General features: G+C 67.3%; 20 protein-coding genes. 3 read left to right on the top strand and 17 right to left on the bottom strand.

The window, feature by feature from the left end; translation table 11 throughout:
* Positions 1–10: 10 nt before the first annotated feature.
* The gene (locus tag QM699_RS07995; protein WP_415010637.1) at positions 11–1,012 is read left to right on the top strand and encodes a rhamnose ABC transporter substrate-binding protein; all 1,002 of its coding nucleotides are present in this window, start codon (positions 11–13) and stop codon (positions 1,010–1,012) included.
* A gap of 453 nt (positions 1,013–1,465) precedes the next feature.
* On the opposite strand, the gene QM699_RS07990 is transcribed toward QM699_RS07995, so the two are convergent.
* Complete coding sequence (locus QM699_RS07990; RefSeq protein ID WP_415010636.1) at positions 1,466–1,678, bottom strand: hypothetical protein; 213 nt, start codon at positions 1,676–1,678, stop codon at positions 1,466–1,468.
* Between the two features lie 176 nt (positions 1,679–1,854).
* Between QM699_RS07990 and QM699_RS07985 the strand changes: the two genes are divergently transcribed.
* The gene (locus QM699_RS07985) at positions 1,855–2,040 is read left to right on the top strand and encodes a hypothetical protein (RefSeq protein ID WP_415010635.1); all 186 of its coding nucleotides are present in this window, start codon (positions 1,855–1,857) and stop codon (positions 2,038–2,040) included.
* A 57-nt stretch (positions 2,041–2,097) separates the two neighbouring features.
* Here the strand turns inward: QM699_RS07985 and QM699_RS07980 are convergent, their stop codons facing one another.
* From QM699_RS07980 to QM699_RS07925, 12 genes are all read right to left on the bottom strand, one after another.
* Positions 2,098–2,295 carry a hypothetical protein gene (locus QM699_RS07980; RefSeq protein ID WP_415010634.1) on the bottom strand — a complete coding sequence of 66 codons (198 nt, stop codon included), beginning with the start codon at positions 2,293–2,295 and terminating at the stop codon, positions 2,098–2,100.
* A gap of 180 nt (positions 2,296–2,475) precedes the next feature.
* The gene (locus tag QM699_RS07975; RefSeq protein WP_415010633.1) at positions 2,476–2,661 is read right to left on the bottom strand and encodes a hypothetical protein; all 186 of its coding nucleotides are present in this window, start codon (positions 2,659–2,661) and stop codon (positions 2,476–2,478) included.
* The gene (locus QM699_RS07970; RefSeq protein WP_415010632.1) at positions 2,658–3,299 is read right to left on the bottom strand and encodes a hypothetical protein; all 642 of its coding nucleotides are present in this window, start codon (positions 3,297–3,299) and stop codon (positions 2,658–2,660) included. Before QM699_RS07970 ends, QM699_RS07975 begins: the two co-directional genes overlap by 4 nt.
* A 32-nt stretch (positions 3,300–3,331) precedes the next feature.
* Positions 3,332–3,781 carry a hypothetical protein gene (locus QM699_RS07965; RefSeq protein WP_415010631.1) on the bottom strand — a complete coding sequence of 150 codons (450 nt, stop codon included), beginning with the start codon at positions 3,779–3,781 and terminating at the stop codon, positions 3,332–3,334.
* Positions 3,782–3,804: 23 nt separating this feature from the next.
* The gene (locus QM699_RS07960; protein ID WP_415010630.1) at positions 3,805–6,033 is read right to left on the bottom strand and encodes a right-handed parallel beta-helix repeat-containing protein; all 2,229 of its coding nucleotides are present in this window, start codon (positions 6,031–6,033) and stop codon (positions 3,805–3,807) included.
* A gap of 2 nt (positions 6,034–6,035) precedes the next feature.
* Positions 6,036–6,662: a hypothetical protein gene (locus tag QM699_RS07955; protein ID WP_415010629.1), complete on the bottom strand. Its 627-nt coding sequence runs from the start codon at positions 6,660–6,662 to the stop codon at positions 6,036–6,038.
* A 49-nt stretch (positions 6,663–6,711) separates the two neighbouring features.
* Positions 6,712–7,914, bottom strand: coding sequence for a pyocin knob domain-containing protein (locus tag QM699_RS07950; RefSeq protein WP_415010628.1), 1,203 nt, complete (start codon positions 7,912–7,914; stop codon positions 6,712–6,714).
* Entirely contained in the window at positions 7,915–8,580 is a 666-nt protein-coding gene (locus tag QM699_RS07945; protein ID WP_415010627.1) for a hypothetical protein, read from the bottom strand. It lies immediately after the preceding gene.
* Positions 8,581–8,582: 2 nt separating this feature from the next.
* Positions 8,583–9,485 (bottom strand): phage late control D family protein, encoded by a 903-nt coding sequence (locus QM699_RS07940; protein WP_415010626.1) that lies wholly within the window; start codon positions 9,483–9,485, stop codon positions 8,583–8,585.
* Between the two features lie 79 nt (positions 9,486–9,564).
* The gene (locus tag QM699_RS07935) at positions 9,565–9,774 is read right to left on the bottom strand and encodes a tail protein X (RefSeq protein ID WP_415010625.1); all 210 of its coding nucleotides are present in this window, start codon (positions 9,772–9,774) and stop codon (positions 9,565–9,567) included.
* A complete protein-coding gene (locus QM699_RS07930) occupies positions 9,771–10,208 on the bottom strand; it encodes a phage tail protein (RefSeq protein WP_415010624.1) in 438 nt (145 codons plus the stop codon). The genes QM699_RS07935 and QM699_RS07930 overlap by 4 nt, the downstream gene beginning before the upstream one ends.
* The gene (locus tag QM699_RS07925) at positions 10,208–12,403 is read right to left on the bottom strand and encodes a phage tail tape measure protein (protein WP_415010623.1); all 2,196 of its coding nucleotides are present in this window, start codon (positions 12,401–12,403) and stop codon (positions 10,208–10,210) included. Before QM699_RS07925 ends, QM699_RS07930 begins: the two co-directional genes overlap by 1 nt.
* A 174-nt stretch (positions 12,404–12,577) precedes the next feature.
* Between QM699_RS07925 and QM699_RS07920 the strand changes: the two genes are divergently transcribed.
* Positions 12,578–13,147, top strand: coding sequence for a hypothetical protein (locus QM699_RS07920; RefSeq protein WP_415010622.1), 570 nt, complete (start codon positions 12,578–12,580; stop codon positions 13,145–13,147).
* Position 13,148: 1 nt separating this feature from the next.
* Here QM699_RS07920 and QM699_RS07915 read toward each other — a convergent pair whose 3' ends face one another.
* Genes QM699_RS07915 through QM699_RS07900 form a run of 4 tightly spaced genes read right to left on the bottom strand, consistent with a single transcriptional unit; the run spans position 13,149 to position 18,297 of the window.
* Positions 13,149–13,277, bottom strand: a complete 129-nt coding sequence (locus QM699_RS07915; protein ID WP_415010621.1) for a hypothetical protein — start codon at positions 13,275–13,277, stop codon at positions 13,149–13,151.
* A complete protein-coding gene (locus tag QM699_RS07910; RefSeq protein WP_415010620.1) occupies positions 13,277–13,597 on the bottom strand; it encodes a phage tail assembly protein in 321 nt (106 codons plus the stop codon). Before QM699_RS07910 ends, QM699_RS07915 begins: the two co-directional genes overlap by 1 nt.
* Positions 13,597–14,109, bottom strand: a complete 513-nt coding sequence (locus tag QM699_RS07905; protein WP_415010619.1) for a phage major tail tube protein — start codon at positions 14,107–14,109, stop codon at positions 13,597–13,599. The genes QM699_RS07910 and QM699_RS07905 overlap by 1 nt, the downstream gene beginning before the upstream one ends.
* Positions 14,110–14,124: 15 nt before the next feature.
* Entirely contained in the window at positions 14,125–18,297 is a 4,173-nt protein-coding gene (locus QM699_RS07900; protein WP_415010618.1) for a phage tail sheath subtilisin-like domain-containing protein, read from the bottom strand.
* Between the last annotated feature and the right edge of the window lie 5 nt (positions 18,298–18,302).

Below are 18,302 nucleotides of genomic sequence, written 5' to 3'. Positions count from 1 at the left end.
GGAACGTCCCTTGAAACTCAGGACCACGCTGCTCGCGACGGCGCTCGGCGCCATCGCTCTGGCGATGCCCGCCTTCGCGCAGGAATGCGCTGTCGGCCCGGTGACTGTCGGCTTCCTGCCGAAGCTCGACACCGACCCCTATTTCCAGGTCGCCAAGGGCGGTGCCGAGGAAGCCGCCAAGGAGATCGGCGGCAGCGTCGTGCAGGCGGCGCCGTCGCAGGTGACGGCCGAGGCGCAGATCGAGTTCATCAACAACTTCGTCGCCCAGAAGGTCGGCGTGATCGCCATCGCCGGCAATGATGCCAACGCCGTGGCGCCGGCGCTGAAGCGGGCGGCGAAGGAAGGCATCCGGGTCATCTCCTATGACTCCGATGTGGCCGCCGGGGCGCGGCAGGCCTTCGTCAATCAGGTGAAGGGCGACAGCCTCGCCGAGATGATGCTGGAGAGCATGCACGACCTGATCGGCGGCGAGGGCGAGTTCGCGATCCTCTCCTCCACCCCCACCGCGACGAACCAGAACGCCTGGATCGCCTTCATGAACGAAAAGCTCGCCTCCGAGCCGAAGTTCTCGAAGATGAAGCTGGTCCAGACCGCGTTCGGCGAGGAGAGCGAGCAGACGAACCAGCAGCAGGCGCTGGCGCTGATCCAGGCCTTCCCGAACCTCAAGGGCATCATCGTGCCGTCGGGCATCGGGCTGCCGGCCGCCGCCCGCGCGCTGGAACAGGCGGGCGCCCTCGACAAGGTGAAGCTGACCGGCCTCGCCCCCGCCACGCTGATGAAGAAATACATCGACGCCGGCGAGGCGCAGGACATCTGGTGGAACGTCACCGACCTCGGCTATCTCACCTATCACGTCGCCCAGCTGATCGCGCAGTGCAAGCTGACCGGCGCCGAGGGCGAGACCTTCACGGCCGGGCGGCTCGGTGACTACACGATCGGCGCGCAGGGCGAAGTCGTCCTTGGCCCGGCGAAGATCGTGACCCCGGCGAACCTCGCCGAGTTCAAGTTCTGAGCTTCCGCTGAACGCCGGACGGGGCCTGACGGCCCCGTCCGCACGCACGCTGTAGTCATGTCTCCGATGCGTCGCCGCTGACCTGTGCGCGAGCGCCAGAGACATCCGGTGTTTGCGGGCCTCTGGCCGTTGGTGCCGACACCAGGAAGACTGAAGCGCAGCCGTGAGGCTCGCTTGGCACCCGCCCCCGCCTCACCTCTCCCGATCCCTACTGCCACGCGGAGACGAGCGGCTGCCCGCGCCGGATCGTCGCCCGCATGATCGTCCATGCTCCGCAGCCGCCATGTGGCGCCGTCGGAGCGATCGCGTTGGCTCGAGGCCATGAAGGGGTGAAAACGCGGCGTGTGGGGGGGGATTGGTAGCGGAGGACCGTTCTGGTCAGCTCCCCCACCTGCCGCTCCTGAAATTTGCGCTGGGATAGGCCTGAAATGGCGACCTCGCGCAGCCGGCAGATCAACTGGCTGCTGAGCCGTCCGGCTGCTCGAACGCCCCGGTAAGCACCCACGTCACCCGCACCTCGGCCTGCCCGAGCGCGCCGCAGTCGGTGCAGCGGAGCCGCCGGTACAGCGCCCGACCGCAGTAGCCTCGCAGCGCGGCATACGGCAGCGTGACGAGCCGGCGGCAGGCTCTGCACTGGACATAGACCACGATCTTTCCCTCGGCCATTCGGAGAACATGACGAGAACATCGTGAGTCGGGAAGCAATCCATTTTTATATGGCGCCAGAAGCTGGCTGCCGAACCTGCCCGCCCGCGTGGCCGGCCTGCTAACCCTACCTCCCCACAAACCTTGCCCCGAGCCGCATCCCCGGCGATCCTGCCGCTAGGGATCGGGGGGTCACTATGGAACGACTAGCCGAGTGGGCGGCGATTGCCGCTGGCGCTGCGCTGACCGGGGGTATGTTCTGGGGTGCCTATCGCACATTCGGGGGCTGGTTTCTCTTGGTGGCAGCAGTGGCGCTGTTCGCGCTGATGGTGCTTTTCGTATTCGGGGCCGCGCGTCGGGAACGGGAGACGGCGCGCGATTGATGTGAGCGGAGACGCCGCGCGAGCACAGCAACGAGGCTTGCTGTGCTCGCGCCCTGACTATTGGCAGGCCGCGTCGATGCCGGCGAGAAGCCGGTTGCCGGTGACGACGCTATGGTCGCCACCGTCCGCGAGCAGCGCCGCGGCATGGTCCCGCTCGAGCAACTCCAGCCCGGCGCAGATGCCGGGCGCTTCACGGCTTGCGAGACACCCGGCGAGCGAGAGCGCCGCGAGCAGCATCAGCGTCAGTCGGCGCATTTCGGGATGCCTCATCGATACGGGTGCGGGTCTCGAGCGATGCCTCGGCGCGCTCGGCACGGGCCTCGGTCCGGGCGGTGCGCTTGCCGGCGGCGAAGATGCCCGCCAGCCCGGCAAGGGCCGCAGCGGCCCCGGCCAGCCACGGCAGGGCCTTGGCCAGCAGGGTGGCGAGGACGGCGGTCACTTCGACCAGCCCATCTTGCGGGCGATCATGTAGTAGACTTCGGTCACGGCGCCGATTGCCACGCCCACGGCGAGGACGATGTCGGGGTCGGCCGCAAGGTCGGTGCCGTGCGCTAGCCAACCTTTGGCGATGAGGTATCCAGAGAGGTAGCGGAGGACGATGCGGACGAGCGGGCCGGTCATGCTTTCTTGCTCCCGAACAGCATGGCGAAGAGGTGCGCGAGGCCGGCCCACAGGCTCATTTCCCGGGCAGGCGAAGGGATGGCGGTTGGCGTCCTAAGCGCCTCGCGGATGGCCGCCAGCACGTCATCAGGCTCGACGTAGGCGGCATTGAGCCCGTCGCCGGCGTAGAAGGACTGGCCGCGCCGAACCGGCCGGTGCTGGCCCTGCTGGTCGCGCAGGACCGGAAAACTCGCCCATTCGCGCGCGAGCTGGTCGCCGAAGGCCTCAGGCGTCATCGTCCCGGCCTCGCACTTCGCCCAGCCCCTGCGGTCGAGGAGCTGCAGCGCCGCCTCGTCCTGGCAGGCGGCATCGAAAACCCGCGCCGGCGGCAGATCGAGGCTCGCCAGCGTCTTGCGGATGAACTGATAGCCGCCGCAGGCGGAGGAGGCCGCTCCACCGCTGACGACGCGCTGCTGCCACGACTGCACCTCGCCGACGGTCATGGTCGAGAGTCTGCGCGGCGGGCGGTCGGCCGTCCGCAGCCCGCTCCACACCACATCGTGCTGGCTGGGGACGCCCTGCGTGGCGGCGGCGCGCGCCGGCGCTTCATGGTTGCGGATAAGCGCAAGGATAGGCCCCGCGCGCGTGACGCGATCCATCAGCATTTCCTTTCCAAGATGGATGGTGGAGATCAGCGTTGCCGCTGCGGTGGCTGGCTCTCACCGCGCTGCTGCGCCGCCTCGATCCGGTTGAGGATCTCCCGGATCACCTTCAGCTCGCCGGACTGGTCGTTGAGCTGCCGGGAGAGGTCGTTGAGCTGGCTGTCTAGCGCCTCTCCACGCGCCTCGACCTCGGCGACCCGATAGGCGTTCTGGTTGGCGAGGGCGTCCGTTTTACGTAGTTGCTCGTCTTGGGCGTTGTCCCGCGCGTTGATCCCGCCGAACTTGCCCTCAACCTCGCCGCGGCGATCCTTCAGCTCGGTTTCGAGATCAACCCGCCAGTCCTTGAGTTCGCCGATGTCGCGCTGCTGATCGTTAATGAAATAGCCCCCGCCGAGGACCATCACGAGCAGACCGAGCCCCGACAGGATTGTGTTGAGGTTCCACTCGATCCGGCTTCGCGCGTCAGGTGACGAGGACATTTCAGGCTCCTGCACAGTCGCCTCTAGGCCTCGACCTTCCGGAAGGCTCGCAGCCGACCGTTTGACCGCAACGTGGTCACCCGGTTGGCGACGTCTTTCACGACCTCGTTCTGGTTCGTGATCGCGGTCGTGATCTCGTTGGTGCTGAAGGTCAAACTCTCCGTCTGATCTTCGACCGCCTCGATCCGCTCGCCGTGGCCCGCAGTGGATGTCTCCAGGTAGCCAACGCGCGTGGTAAGGCCGGCGTCGGCGGCCTTGTAGGACGCCTCGATGCCGCCGATCCTCGTGTCTCGCGACGCCTGGTTCGACTCCAGGGTGACGGTCCTGCTCTCGATCGCCAGAAGCCGCGCCACCACCTGCTCCAGTGTCAACGTCGGCTGCGCGGCGGCTACCACCGGCGAGAGCGCAGATTGCGAGACGAGGCTGCCCTGCGAGTTGGTCATCTTGACGTCGTAGCGGAGCCGGTAGCCTTGGTCCGCCGCCACCGGCGTGTAGGCCGTGCCGGTGGCGCCGGCGATCGCCGTGGCCGTAAACGGCGACGCGGCAAGGCAACGATACCACTGGCGCGGCGTAGTCGGATCGAGCGTCGGCGCCGGGTTGCCCGCCCATGTGCCATCCGACGCGGTGCTGGCGATCCCGACGACGGGGCTGCCGGAGATTGCCGGGGGCACTGAACAGGTGGGGGCCGCGAGGATGTCCGCCGGTTCCACGTCGATCCAGTTCGAGTAGTACTCCTTGCCCGCGGGCAGGCCCTGACCGCTGACCGGGAAGGCCATGCGCCACCCGCCCTTGCCGGGCACTGCGGTCACCGTGCCAATGTAGGGGCCCGTGCCGGTGTACGTCGCGCCAGCCACCGCCTTCCAGCCGTCGTAGTAGTGCTGGATGTAGGGCGTGCCGAAGCTCGGCGACCCGGTGAAAGTCGGCCTGGTGCAGCTCCAGGCTGAGCCGGTCTTCCGCGGCTGCTCCACCGTCATGACTGCGGCAACGAGCGGCTCCACGTCGGTCGTGCTCGGCGCGGCCGTGGCCGCGGTGTAGCCGACATTCGTATTGCCGCCCTCGCCGTAGTTGATGCCGGGGCTGTCCGCCAACAACGAGTAGTCCTTGGCCTTCCATGCCGCCGGCGCCAAGTCGCTGAACTTGGGATCAACGCCGAGCTTATTGTCGGCCGCGCTCGGCGCAGGATGAGAGCGACCGCTCGTCTTTCGGGCATTCCGGCCACTAGGGCCAGTAAAGATGTTGTGGACGAACGTGGTGTCGATGTTGTAGCCGCTCCAGTCCGTCGTATCCTTTGGCGCGGTGATCTGAAAGCCGTGCGTCTCCAAGACCGTTACCGTCGCCACGGCGATATTCCATCGCCAAGTATTGCCACGGGAGTCGGTGTCATGCATCTCGCAACCCCACGTGCCAGTCTTCCTGGCATCCTTCATGTTGGAGTGCGCGGTGTTCTTCTGGCTCGTGACGGCAGTCGACGCCATGACCCGGATGCCCGGGCCACCGTTATTGACACAGAGGTTGCCCTCGACGAGGGTCCGACACGGCGTTCCGTTGTCATACAGGAACATCGGATTACTGTCAGGGCGACCCGTATACTTGTGGAATTTGTCGATGATTATCCCGCAGGCGTCCGACGTCGGCCCACCCTCATCGCTCTGGATGGGAATGTTCGAGTAGCTGAGATTGTAGCGCACGTGAACGCGGAAGCCGTCGCTCGGGTCGGTGCCTGCCGCCGAGATGAAGTGCGCCATCAGGCACGAAATACCCTGGACCCCGGAATTGCCGTCCGAACCGCCGCGCAGCGCGCAGCTGTAAGTGGTATTGCCTTCGACCCAATACTTGTCGGAGTGCCCGACAAAAATCCCGTTCCCGTTGCAGTCGTGAACAACGTTATCCAAGATCTTGAAGTCGTATGATCCTGAAGCCGGGAGGTTGTTCGCGTTGCTGTGGTTGACGTTGATGTTACCGCCATCGCACTCGAAGCCGTTGATTTCGAAGCCGTGCTTGCCCAAGGCTTCGAAGCAGGTGGACCGCGTGCCGTTGCCGACGATCGCCAGGGGAACGCCGCTCAGGTCCCGGGCGCCCCAATACCTGATGTTGTTCTTGACCGAGACTTTCTCGTCATAGCGGCCTGCCTTGGCGACGACTTCGGTGCAGTCGCTGGCGCTCGCTGCCTTCGCGATCGTCCGGAAGGGCGAACCGTTCGAGCCGTCACCTGTGGTATCGTTGCCGGCCGGGGCACAATAGTAGGTTGCCATGGTCAGGAGTTCCTTGGCTCAAAGATGAGGGAGAGGGCGGCGTAGACGGTCGCCGCGGTGAAGGTCGGGTCGAAGGCCGCCCATCCCGCACCGAGGACGCCGCTCGCGTCCCGACTGCTGGCGCCGATCTCGTTGTTGACGCTGTTCGCCGCCACGTAGCGGCGGGTCGATCCCGCGGGCAGATAGCCGTCCAGACTGGCCTGCGCGGCGCGGCAGTAGAGGTCGAGGAAGCCGAGCTCGCGCCTGACCGGGACGACCGGCGTTGCCGCAGGAATGTGCCCTGCGGTCACGGCGGTCGCGGAGACCAGCATGACCGGGGAGCCCGCCTTGACACGGGCGCCACGGATGAAGCGGAGGCGCTTTCGGGCGGAGGTTTCGGCCGGGAGCGGGTCAGTATCGCCCGGGGCGAGGAATTTGCCCCAGTAGATGCGCCAGCACGGCGACGCGGAGGCGAACGGCGCGATGATCTCCGTCCATCCTGCGTCGACGGCCGCCTGCGGCATCGCGGGCGGCGCGCCCAGCGTGCGCGACGCAGTGAAGAACCCATAGTCCTGCGGCAGCATCTTGCCGCCCTGGCCGCCGGTGGCCGTGAAATCGAGGACACCGCTCGCGGTAACGAGGCTGTCCACAAACCGCGGACCGGGCCCGATCAGCCCGGCATGCTTTGGGCCCGGCACGTCAGGGCTTCCATTCGAACGCGAGCACGCGCCAGCTTGTCGTCGAGATGACCTTTCCGCGAACCGCAATGCTGTCGCCGGCCGTGGTGCCGAGTGGGGGGATGTCGAGGGCGGAGAGCCCTCCGCGGTACTCGACTGCAGCACCGCCCGAGAGGCTCTGGATCGTGAGATTGCCGGCGCCACTCGCGCGTCGGAAACGCACGGTGAACTCCTTTCCTTCCATGTAGGAGGGGAACTCCGCGGCCTGCAGCACGACGGCGCCGGACACGTCGGGGACGAGGTTCTCCGCGCCCCAGGCAGGGGTGGCGCCGGCGAAGCTCATCGTGATCGTCGCGGCGTAGGGGATGCTGCGCTGGACGTAGAAGCCACCCACCGCCGCAGCGGTGAGCACCTTGTCGATATCGATGCCCGCGAGGATATCCTGCTGGCTGGCGACATCGTCGAGAGATAGGCCGAGGCCCTCGATGCCGGTCCCGTCCTGCTTCGTGGCCCAGGCCTCGCCGGGGCCGACCAATCCAGCGGACATCGAGGCGAAGAAATTGCCTCGACCCGTCGCGTCCATGCCGACCAGCAGAGAGACGATGACCGACTGGAGGTTCTTGATCGCCGCGGCATCGAGCCGGTTTTCCCCGGTCAGTGCCCCGAGAGCATCCCGGATCGCCGCCCCGTCGCTGTTCGTCAGGAACCAGCGCCACGCCGAGAAGTCATCTGTATTGAGCGTCCGGCGCCACAGCCGGCCCGGACCCGATGTCCCGACCTCGTCATAGTATTGCACCAGCCTGTCCGCGGCTCGGCCGAAGACCCGCAGGATCCCGTAGACGCTCGACGGCACGTTGGTCGGCGCGCCGCTGTCACCGTCCCGCCTGTAGCTGGCGCCCCGGGTCGTCAGGGCATTGGCATCCTGATCGACCGCCATCGGCTCGGGACGACCGTCGAGCTTTGCCTGATCGACTGCCGAGATCAGGCCGGGAAGCCCTACCTCGGACAGCTCCGGTTTCGCCGATCGCGCGAAGGGGAGTGTGATCGACCAGCCGCCCGCGCCGAAGATTTTCCGGGCGGCAGGGTCGTAGCCGAGACCAAACACCTGCGAAAGTCGCGCCCAAACATCGCGGCTGTCCTGCGCGGCATGCATGTAGGCCTCGCGCGAGTAGTCGACCTCGTCGCTGGAATTGGCGACGATCTCCGAAATCTTCTTCCCGGCCATTCACGCCTCGCTCTCGAGAATGATGTATTCGCCGGACTCGAGGAGCAGGGGCTCCCCGCTCTCCAGCACCATGGACGGCACCCCAAGCGACAGCGGCAGGTCGACGACCTTCGGCGCCGCGTGTGCGATCGTGCGAGCGCCGATGTTTTCCCAGACGACTTCGAGTGTGAGGATCGCGCCGGCCGCCTCATCCGACAGCAACGGCACCGCGTTGATCGAGATCACGTCGTCGCCGAGCAGCCATCTGATCGCCTCGATCTGACCGACCGAGGCCGCACCGTAGGTCGCGGCGGCAAGCCTCCCGGCCCGGGCGCTGACGATCAGCGGCGGTACGACGATGACCGGGAACACCGCCGGTGGGCGGACCTCGGCGGGCTCCGATGTGAGCTGGACCGCTATGCCGGTATCGTCGGTGGCGGTCACCACCAGGTAGACCGTCGCATGCTCCTCGCCCGGGATCGCCATGCCACCCTCGTCGGGCAGCGCGACGCCTGCGCTGAACACGCGCGCCGTGATGGTCACCGGCCCGAAGCCGGTCCATTCCCCGCCGTCGTAGACGACCGGCACCCCGACGAAGGCCGAAACGATGGACGGCGGTACGACGTTGTGTGGCCCCCGAAGCGGAAGCGGGCCGGCCGCGATCAGCCGGCCGAAGGTATAGGCCATGGCTAACCCTTCTGCTGGCCGGAGAGCGTCGTGGTGTAGCCGGCCTTCGAGAACGAGTGCCGCGCCGTGTCGATGATGAACTCGAGCTCGTCGATGCCCGGTCGGCACCCCACGAACCGCAGCGGCGCGCCACCTCTGGCCGCCGGGTCTCCGACGATTTCGCAGTCGAAGCCGCACTGCCGCCGCAGCAGCTCTCTGGCCTTCGCCTCGGCCGCCAGGCGCGCCTCATCCTCGTCGGCGAACGGCTCGCCGATCCGATACTCGCCCTCTCCGGCGGCGTCGGAGGTGACCCTGACCTCCTTCTTCCGACCGGCGTCGCGGTCCATCCAAACGGCGATCACGTCCTTGAACCGCGCCCGGTCGGCAAAGCGCACGCTCATGCTGTCGGGCTTGAGGATCTGCGGTGTAACCATGACGGGGGTCAGCGCCGCGCCAGAGGGCGCCTCGCCGGAGCCGCGGGCGGCAAAGATCAGCGACCCGCCCTTGACGGCGAAGATCGCGTTGAGCCGCCCCGCCAGCCGGTCGAGGAATGCCCAGTCGCTTTCGCCCGTCTGTCCGATCCACGGATAGACGCGCGCCCCGACGCGCTGGTCCACCGCGGCCTTGAGCTTATGCTCGCCGGCGATCTGCGCCACGATGGCCGCGACGGACTTGTTGTCCCAATGCCGTTCGCGGGTCGATTTGCCATCGCTGCGCATTCCGGCCGCTTTGCCGACGATCCGCATCGTGTAGGGCAAGGCGCGAACCTCGATCTCTTCGGCCTCGAACTCGCCCATGAACGCCATGCGGCCGACGTAGCCCATGCGCACGCCGATGATGGCGCCCCTGCGCGGGATCGCCGCCGGCGGACTGTCGAGGAGCTCGATCGACACGGTGTCGGAGGCCAGCCCCTCCTTGTCGATCACCTCGCAGCTCATGACGCGCGTAGCGAAGATCGACGACGCTGGCGCGCCATCGATCGTGATCTCGCAGGTAGGATGCATCTCAGGTCCAGAGCGTTACGACCGGCGGGCCGGCGGCGGCCGGCGGAGCCAGATCGGGCAGGACGATGACGGTACCTGCGGGCAGGATCCTCCCGGTAAGGCCCGGGTTGGCATCGAGCACGGCCTCGACGTAGCCGCTCTCGTCGCCGTAGACGCGGCGGCACACGGCATCGAGCGCTTCGGCGGTCTGCAATGTCGTCGTCGTGGTCATCGGAACAGCGACAGCACGGACAGCGGTGCAAACCCCTCCAGCCCGCCGCGATAGCTGCGCAGGCTGAGGGAATAGGCGTTGCGGAGTGCCGCACCATCTACCCCGAAGGCATCCCGGTCCTCTTCGACGACTTCGACGATGTGCATCCCGAACACGTTGGCGAGCCCGTTGGAGAGGTCGACCAGCGGCAGGGGCGTGCCTGCCGCCGAGGCGATCCGGATGCCTTCGAGGGAAGACATGCCCCCGAACTCCGAGAACAGCACCCCGCTGATCGTCTCTGTCGATCCGTCGCCGCCGGTCCATTGCGACACCGTCTGCCCGCCGGCCACGGGGATCTGCGCCCACTCGTTGCGGGTCGACCGCGCCCGCCGCGTGAAGCCGAACCCAAGCGCCTGAAACTGGAACGGCCCGAGCGCCATGATCGACCGAGCCATCAGAAGGTGTCCGCGAAAGCACTGCGCAGCGCGGCCGTGGCCTCGCGGCCGAACGCGCTGCGCAACTCGTCAGCGCTGGCGCCCGCACCGCCCTGGATCACGATGTCGCCGAACGACACGTTGACCGGGCCGCCGCCGCGCGGGCCGCCCGCAGCCACCGCCAGCGCCCGCGGCTGCGGGATCGACACGCGGGACGCCATCGCCGCCATCTGCCGCACGGCGCGGTGATGCGCGATGAAGCCCGCCTGGCTGGCGTAGAGGCGTTCCTCGCCGCGCTCGCCCACCCGGACACCGCCCGGGCTGACCCAGCCGCCGGCGGCCTTCGACTGCTCGGGGCCCCCACCGCCGCCGCCGAGCCCGAACGGCAGGCTGATCCTCGGCATCGCCTCCCTGATCCGCGCCGGGAGGCCGCGCACCCACTCCAGCAAGCCGGCGAAACGCGCGGTCATCCCATCCCAGAGGCCCTGTATCGCGGCCGTCCCCAGGTCGACGAGCTGCCCCCGCAGACCCGTGAGCGCGCCGATGATCTTCCGCGCGATCTCGTAGGCGCGCTGCTCGGCAGCCTGTTCCTGATCCGCCGTCAGAACCTCGCGCTCGCCCAGCGATCCGAACAGGTTGCTGACCCACCCGACCGCCGTGTGCATCGCGTCGCTGAGCGCATCGAGTCCGGCGACGATCGCGCGGAAGGCCGGCGCCAGCGGCTCGAGAACCGGGCGCAGCTTCTCGAGCGCCGGCTGGAGCGCCTCGCCGACAGCCCGGCCAACGCCGCTGGCGATCGCCTTCACCCGGTCCCAGTGTTTCCAGAGCAGATAGCCCGCCGCCGCGACCGCCGCGACCCCGCCTGCGATCATCCCGAAGGCTCCGGCCGAGATGCCGACCACAGCAAAGCTGATGCCCCGCAGTGCGGCGCCGATCTGGCCGAGCTTCCCCACCTGCACGCCCTGCATTCCGGCGAGCGCCGCGTTCAGCCGCATGCTCTCCCGAGCCGCGCCGCCGATCCGCGACGCCTGCGCGCCGATGGTCCCGAAACCAAACGAGACCGACTTGAGGTAGCCGCCCATCGACATCAGCCCGACCAGCCGCAGGCCAGCGAGCGCCAGCTTGAAGCCGAGCAGCGCACCGGTCGTGGCGATGATGCCCGAGACAAGGCGCGGGTTCGCCGCGGTCCAGTCGCCGACAGCGGCGATGATCGGGGCGAGCCGGTTCATCAGGTCCGTCAGGACCGGGAAGAGGGTGGTGCCGACGACAGTGCCGAGGTTCTCCAGCGAATGGCTGAAGGCCTTTAATTTCTCGCCGAAGGTGGCTGCCCGGCGCTCGAACTCGCTGAACGCCGAGCCCGCGTATTGGCTTTGGTCGGAGACGAGGCCAATGCTGTCGCGGACCAAGTCGAGGTTGGTCAGGAGCGGCCCAAGTGCGCGCGCCTCGTTGCCGAACAGGTCCGACGAGACCGCCGCCTGGACTTCCTTCGGAAGCTTGGAGATCCTTTCGAGCACGTCGACTGTCGTGCCGACGGCATCCTTCTGCATGCGCTTGGCGACATCGACGGCGTCGAGACCGAGATCCTTCAGGGCGGCGCTTTGCCTTTTCGTCGCCGAGGCGCCACGGGTGAGCGCCATACCCATGTTCCGGAAGCTCGTGGCCGCGACCTCGCTTTCCGCGCCCGAAGCTATCATCGCTGACGCGAACGCCGACACCTGTTCCGCGGTGAACCCGTACTGCTTGGCCTGCGCCCCGACCCGCCTCACCACGTCGAGGATCTCCGCCGCGCTCGACGCTTGCGCGTTCGACAGGTGGTTCATCGCGTCGGAGAGGTTGGTCACCTCCGGGATCGTCAGGCCGAGGCCGGTCATCAGCTTCGCGAGCGCATCGCCCGCCTCGTCGGCGCCGATATCGAATGCCGTCCCGACCTTGGCCGCAACCTCGGTAAACCGCGTCAGGTCGTCGCCGGCGATACCCGCCTGACCAGCCGCCGCAGCGATGGCCGCAAGGTCGTTCGCCGCCGGCATGCCTGGGATTTCCGACAGGTCGCGGATCGCCTGCTGAAACGTCTGGAAGGCCGCAGCGTCCTTGAAGTCCACCACCTTGGACACGTCCGCCATCGCGCTCTCGAACGCGATGGCGCCGCTGATCGGCTTCCACAGAGCTGCGCCAAGAGCGGCGATCCCCGCGGCCGCATTGAGCGCCTGCCCGCGCACCTCCGCGATCCGCTGGTTGTTCGCCTCGATCCGGCCGTTGAGGCTCTTGACCGTCTCGCTGACCCGGCGGGCAGGCTCGGTCACACGATCGACGAGCTCAAGGATCAGTTTGGAGGAAAGGACTGCCATGCTATTTCAGGTACTCCTGAAAACTTAGAAGCTAGGGGGTTCATGATGTCACAGGCCACTCTGGCGGCGTTAGTTGCTGCCATCTTTGGCTCTACCGCCTGCTACGCTCTGGAGCCTGCTAAGGGCTTAGAAAGTCTGGCACAGCAATGCTCACGGGTCCGAGCGAATGCCGAGGAAATCATGGGCTACCGGCAGGACAGGAAGCCCGTACTGGAGGTCCTCGCCATGGTGGAGACGGTATGGCCGAACCATACCTCTCGATATTGGGAGCGAGCGGTGACGGACGCTTACGACACACCCGCTTTCGAGAACGAGCCATATCGCGGGCGTGCCATCGCCGACTTCGGCGAAAGGCACGAGTTGCAATGTGTAAAGGACGAGCAGGTGAAGACGGCGAAGCCCGACCCGAAGTGCGACCAAATCGCTGCCGCCATATCGAACCGGGCCATTGCGCTCGCCACTGAACACGGAATGACGGTACCGATGTCGCAGAAGTCTGCCGAGAACGACCTGGCCCCGTTGTTAATGTCCGACCCGATCGCGTTCACGCTAATGATATCGAGCGATGGCTGCCCGAAAACTGCGGCTGACCCCCGCCTGATCCAGCCGGAGTAGTCTACTCCTTCGGCCGCTCCCCCTCGAGGAGAGCCTCGATCTGCCCATGCATCAGGAAGAACTGCTCGATCGGCCATTCCAGCACGTGGTCGATCGGCTGGTGGAGATACCGGCCGAGCGCCGCCACCATCAGGGCGAAGCTTCCGCCGCCGCCTGGCGCTGCGCGTCCGCGAGCGCCTTCCATCCCGAGTTTCCCATGAGCGGAGCCGCCGCCTCCCCGACGCGCGCGAAGTCGTCGACGGCCAGTTCCTCGATCACGGGCAAAGGCACGCCGGCCATGCTCGCGAAGAGCGCCGCGGCCTTGCGCGTCTCGCCCTTGACCAGGTCCATCGCGAGCAGGTGCCGGGTCCGGCAGCGGTGCAGCGTGAGGGTGTCGTAGGTCTGCCCGGCGACCGTAACGGGCTCACCAAGCGGCACCACGGCGGTTGTCGGCGTCTCGGCGGAACCCATCAGCCGAGCCTCAAGGCGGCGCGCCGCCCGGGATGCTGCTCGACGCCAGCCACTCGATAGCCGAAGTCGTCGAAGGCATAGACCTCCTCGTCGTCGATGAAGAGCACGCCGGTGTGGACGGCCACCTCATAGGTCGTGCTCGACTTCGAGGCCGGCGACCAGGCACCCGCGTCGGCGCTCTTGATCATGCACGTCATCTCGAACCGCGCAGCATGCTCGCGCCCGTCCTCGCTCTCGAGGTAGCCGTAGGCGATGATGTCGTGCGCGCCGCGCTGACCGACGCCGAAGAGGGCCAGCATCGCCGGGTCGAACGCCGTCTCCTGGAACTGGCAGGCCGTCGCCTCCAGCCCCATCGCGATCTCCCGCGGCTTGATCATGCCGGCGTTCTGGAACTCCTCCGTCGTCTTGGCCATGACCGGGATGGTGATCTCGCTCACCTGCCCGATGCGGTTGCCGACGTCGCCGACGGCCAGCGAGACGTCCTTGAGGATGAAGGAAGGCAGCCTTGCCATGTTCAAAGTCTCCGATCAGAGAAGGTCGCCGACGTCGATCCGGCCGCTCACGCTGTCGTAGAGCAGCTCGTAGGCGACGGTGACGTTGCGGTAGGCGACGATGCGGATGTCGTAGATGGGCGCGGGCGGCTCGTACTTCATCGCGAACTTCACGATGCCCTGGACGCCCTCCGCCGCGCTCTGGTTCGAGGCGAGGCCGAAGTCGGACCCCGGCAGCAGCACGCCTTCGTCTTCGAGGGTCCGCAGCGCGGCGCGACCCGCCATCACCATCAGGTCGAGGTTCATCCGGCTCTGGGGCCGGTCGTTGAACTGCACGAAGGCGGCCTCGATGCTCTCGTTCACCATGTCGGCGACCCGTACCACGTTCACGAAGCGCCAGACCGACCCGACGGCACACGTCAACGGACCCCAGGCCCGGAACCCGTCGCCGCGATTGATGATCGTGTTGACACCGTTCTCGTTGAGGTAGGTCGCCTGCAGGCCGTCGTCGATAGGCCGGTTCACCCCCTGGATGCCGTTGATGAGGATGTTCGACGCCGGCCATGCGATATTGCGCTGCCGGTCCTGCTTGGCCTGCAGCGCCGCGAACACGGTCGAGCTCGACTTGGGCACCGGCACTCCGCCGATCGACTTGAGCACCCGCGGGTCCGAATAGCACACCCGCTTGTCACCGATCATCCGGCGCGCCAGCACTGCCTGTTGGTCCGTTCCGTCCGGCCCATCCGCGTAGAACTGCGCGCGCAACTTCTCGGTGACGCCGATCGCCTCGGCAATGACCGGGTTCAGGACCGCGCCCTTGGCCGCGGTCGCCGCGCCGCCGGCACCGGGGCCGGAGATCGTGACGACGAGCGTGCCGGTGTAGCCGAAGCCGGGCTTCTCGACCACGATTGCGGTGATGGCCCCACCCGCGCCGATCACGGGCTTGAGCACCGCGCTCTGCCCGGTATTGCCGGCCACCGTCACCGTCGTCGTGTCGTCGTAGCCGGTGCCCGGAGTGGTGACCGCTACGGACGCGATCCCATCCGGCGCCCCGGCCCGAGTCAGGTCGGGCGCGGCCAGCAGCTTGGGCTTCGGCAGGCCGAGCGAGGCGGCCTTGAGCCAGGCATGGACGCCGGTCAGCGTCGTCGCGTTGCCGACGGCGGCTGCGGTCACGTCGGCGGCTGTCGCCCCCTCGTCGATCATCACCAGCACGACGTTGGTGACGACCTGATCGAAGATGCTGTCGATCTCCTCGCGCGCCGAAGCCGGCAGGTCGGCGGCATCGGTGGCGCTCTGGATCAGGATCGGCGTGTTCAGGGCGACGCCATCCGGCAGGTCGTCCGGATCGACCGCAACAAGCAGACCGATCGTCGACGTGCTGACGAAGCTGACGAAGACGGGGTCGGAAGCCGACTGGAATACCCGGGCGCCGTGGAACGGCTCAAGGGACATGCTGTTTCTCCTCGTGGTTGCGCCCCTGCGGGCCTCTTTGCGGAGGGATACGGACTGCCCGGTCAGGGCGCAGGCCGCAGGATTGGCCGGCATGGCGTAGCCGACGGTGCGGAGAAACTGCGCCGCTGATCCGGCCATGGCGAAGGACGCGGGGTCGACCACCATTCCGCGGCCGGTCGACAAATTGACGGCCTGTCCGGCAACAGCCTGCGCCGAGGGGTCCGCTGCAAGGCGCCGAGTGCTGAACAAGGCAGCCGGCGGCCCCGCCAAGGCGACAGACGCAGCGTCAGCCACCAGCCCGCGGCCGGTCGTCAGTGCGACGGCCTGCCCTTCGAGCGCGGGCGTCGCCGCGTCCGCAACGAGGCGCCGGCCGCCGAGCAGGGCGGCCGGCTGGCCCGCCATCGAAAAGGCTGCAGCGTCAGCCACCAACCTGCGGCCGGTCGACAGCGCGACCGCTGGCCCGGAAAGCGCGTGGGACCCCGCGTCCGCGACCAGGCGCAGGCCGTCGAGCAGGGCCGCAGACTGACCCGCAAGCACGAACGAGGCCGTGTTTGCCGCGACCGACCGGCGCGCCACCAGCGCCGCCGCCTGCCCGGCCAGCACACTGCTCGCCGCCGCCGCCGTCATCGCGTACCCAGATGTGGCGACGGTCTCGAGCGCGCCCAGATTGATGGTACCCGCCGTCCGCGCGACATCGTCCATGTCGTTGGCGGCAAAGCCATAGGCGCTCGTTCCCGCGTCGACCGCGGGGGAGGCGGGCTGCAACCGCAGATCCTTCACCGTTCGCACCAGACCGCCCAGGTTGACGGAGCGCGTTCCGCTCGATGCGTTGAAAAACAAGGGGTTGACGGCTAGTTTGTTGCCGTTTCCCGCAGTCGGTGTTACAGCGGCTCCGCCATTAATGTTGCAGCTTGTGCTGGACGGATTATTGATGTCGTAGGCGATATTATTAAACCAAGTCGTGCCAGCGCATGTAAATCCGTCAGATGTGGACGATCCATAGTTGCCGATGGCGGTGTTATTGGCACCCGTTCCGGCGATAGAGCTGTCACAGACAGCAATATTATTGACGAAATTGCAGTTCTTGCCGCTCTGGTTGGAGAGGTCACCGCGCCACGTGCCCTGCGAGCCGTCGATATTGTTGCGCCAGCAGGTGCTGTTGCGGACGGTGACGTTCTCGACCCAGGCGAGGCCGATGCCCTTGTTGCCGTTGCCGTAGGCAAGGCAGTTCTCGACCAGCCCGCCAAAGGGGTAGCGGATGTCTGCCCAGATGGCGATGTCAGGGATGCCCGGATCGTGCTGGGTGTGGTTCCAGTCATCCATGAGGATGCCGTTGCCGTCGGTCGATCCGCCGGTCGTCCAGTTGTCGTAGACGATGCAGTTCCGGACGATGTTCCGCGGGCCTGGCGTGGTGGTGTCACCCGTGATGTTCCGCGCCTGGTAGATTGTGATCCCGGAGTACCAGCCGCCGCGGCCGTTGCCGTTGGCGATGCAGTTTTCGACCAAATAGAATTCGCCCCACGGGAGGCTGAAGCCGCTGTTGGCGTTGTCGTGGCTGTGGCACCGCCTGATCGTGATGTGGTGCGACTGCTTGATCTCGAGCCCGTGGCATCCGGCGGCGGTGGTGTTGATGTCGAACCCGTCGATCTCGACGTAGGAGACCCCCGCGCCCGTGATGGCGTTGCCAGAGGTCGCGCGGATGAGCGCCATCCCGGGGTTCTGGGCCCAGAGGTAGAGGTCGCTGGTGACTGTGAGCGCCTCTGCATAGGTGCCGTCGCCGACGATGACGGGGTCGCCGGCACTCCGGCTTGACAGCGCCTTGCCGATGGTCAGCCACGGACTCGCGCTCGTGCCGGCACCGCTCGTGTCGTTGCCCGTCTTGCTGACGTAACGGATCGTCGCCTTGCGAAGTGTCGCTGGCTGCCCTGTCAGCGCGTAGACGGCGGCGCTGCCCGCCAGTCGGTAGGGATAGGTGCGCAGCTCCGCCGCTTGGCCTGCGAGGGCGAGCGCGCCCACGGCGGCCGTCATGCTGGTGCCGGTAGCAGCGGCCGGCCGTAACGCGATGAGGCGAGCGCCCCATGGATCGCCGGTCGCCGAGTTCGTCGTGTTCGCGCGATTGCCGGTCGCCCCGGCCGCCGCGACCGTCTCGGTCGCGATGTAGAGGAGCGTGGTATCCAGCCGCTCCGTCATTCCGGACGGAGGCGACAAGTTGTTGGCGGTGTCCGCCCAGTCGAAGCCGATTGCCAGGAGCATGGCTCCCGGCGTTACGGTCGTCAGGCCGGACCAGGTGCGGGTCGCGCCGGTGCCGCTGTTCGCGGTCGAGGTGGCGTCCTGCGGGGTGGTCCAGTCGACGCCACGAAGAACGGAAATCGATGCCTGGGACGAGCAGGTAGCGTGGGTGACGGTGTAGTCGCCGCTCTCGTTTGCCGCGCGCTTGATGTAGGTGCGCAGCTCGCCGTTGTACGTGCTCGGATCCAGCACATCGATGACGGAGCCGATCTCGGTGAAGCCAGCTGGAACAGCGGTAGGGTCGGGGGCCTCGGCCCCCCCGGCCCCCAGGGTGAATAGCGAGAGGATCAGCGCATCGTCGTTCGCAATGCCCGCCGGCGCCGAAATTGTCGTGTTGGTCCGGCTGGCATAGGTCGTGTTGCTGCTGCCCACCCAGCTGATCGCCATGCTCGCACCACTCACTTCGATAGGAGTACCCGAGGCATCGGTGATTTCGACGCCCGCGGCATCGGTGAGCTGCGTAGCCATCAGCC

Source organism: Amaricoccus sp. (assembly GCF_047602525.1).
In the GTDB taxonomy this organism is placed as follows: Bacteria; Pseudomonadota; Alphaproteobacteria; order Rhodobacterales; family Rhodobacteraceae; genus Amaricoccus.
The sequence above is the reverse complement of the archived record's forward strand: the minus strand, read 5'-3'. Positions and strand labels throughout refer to the sequence as shown.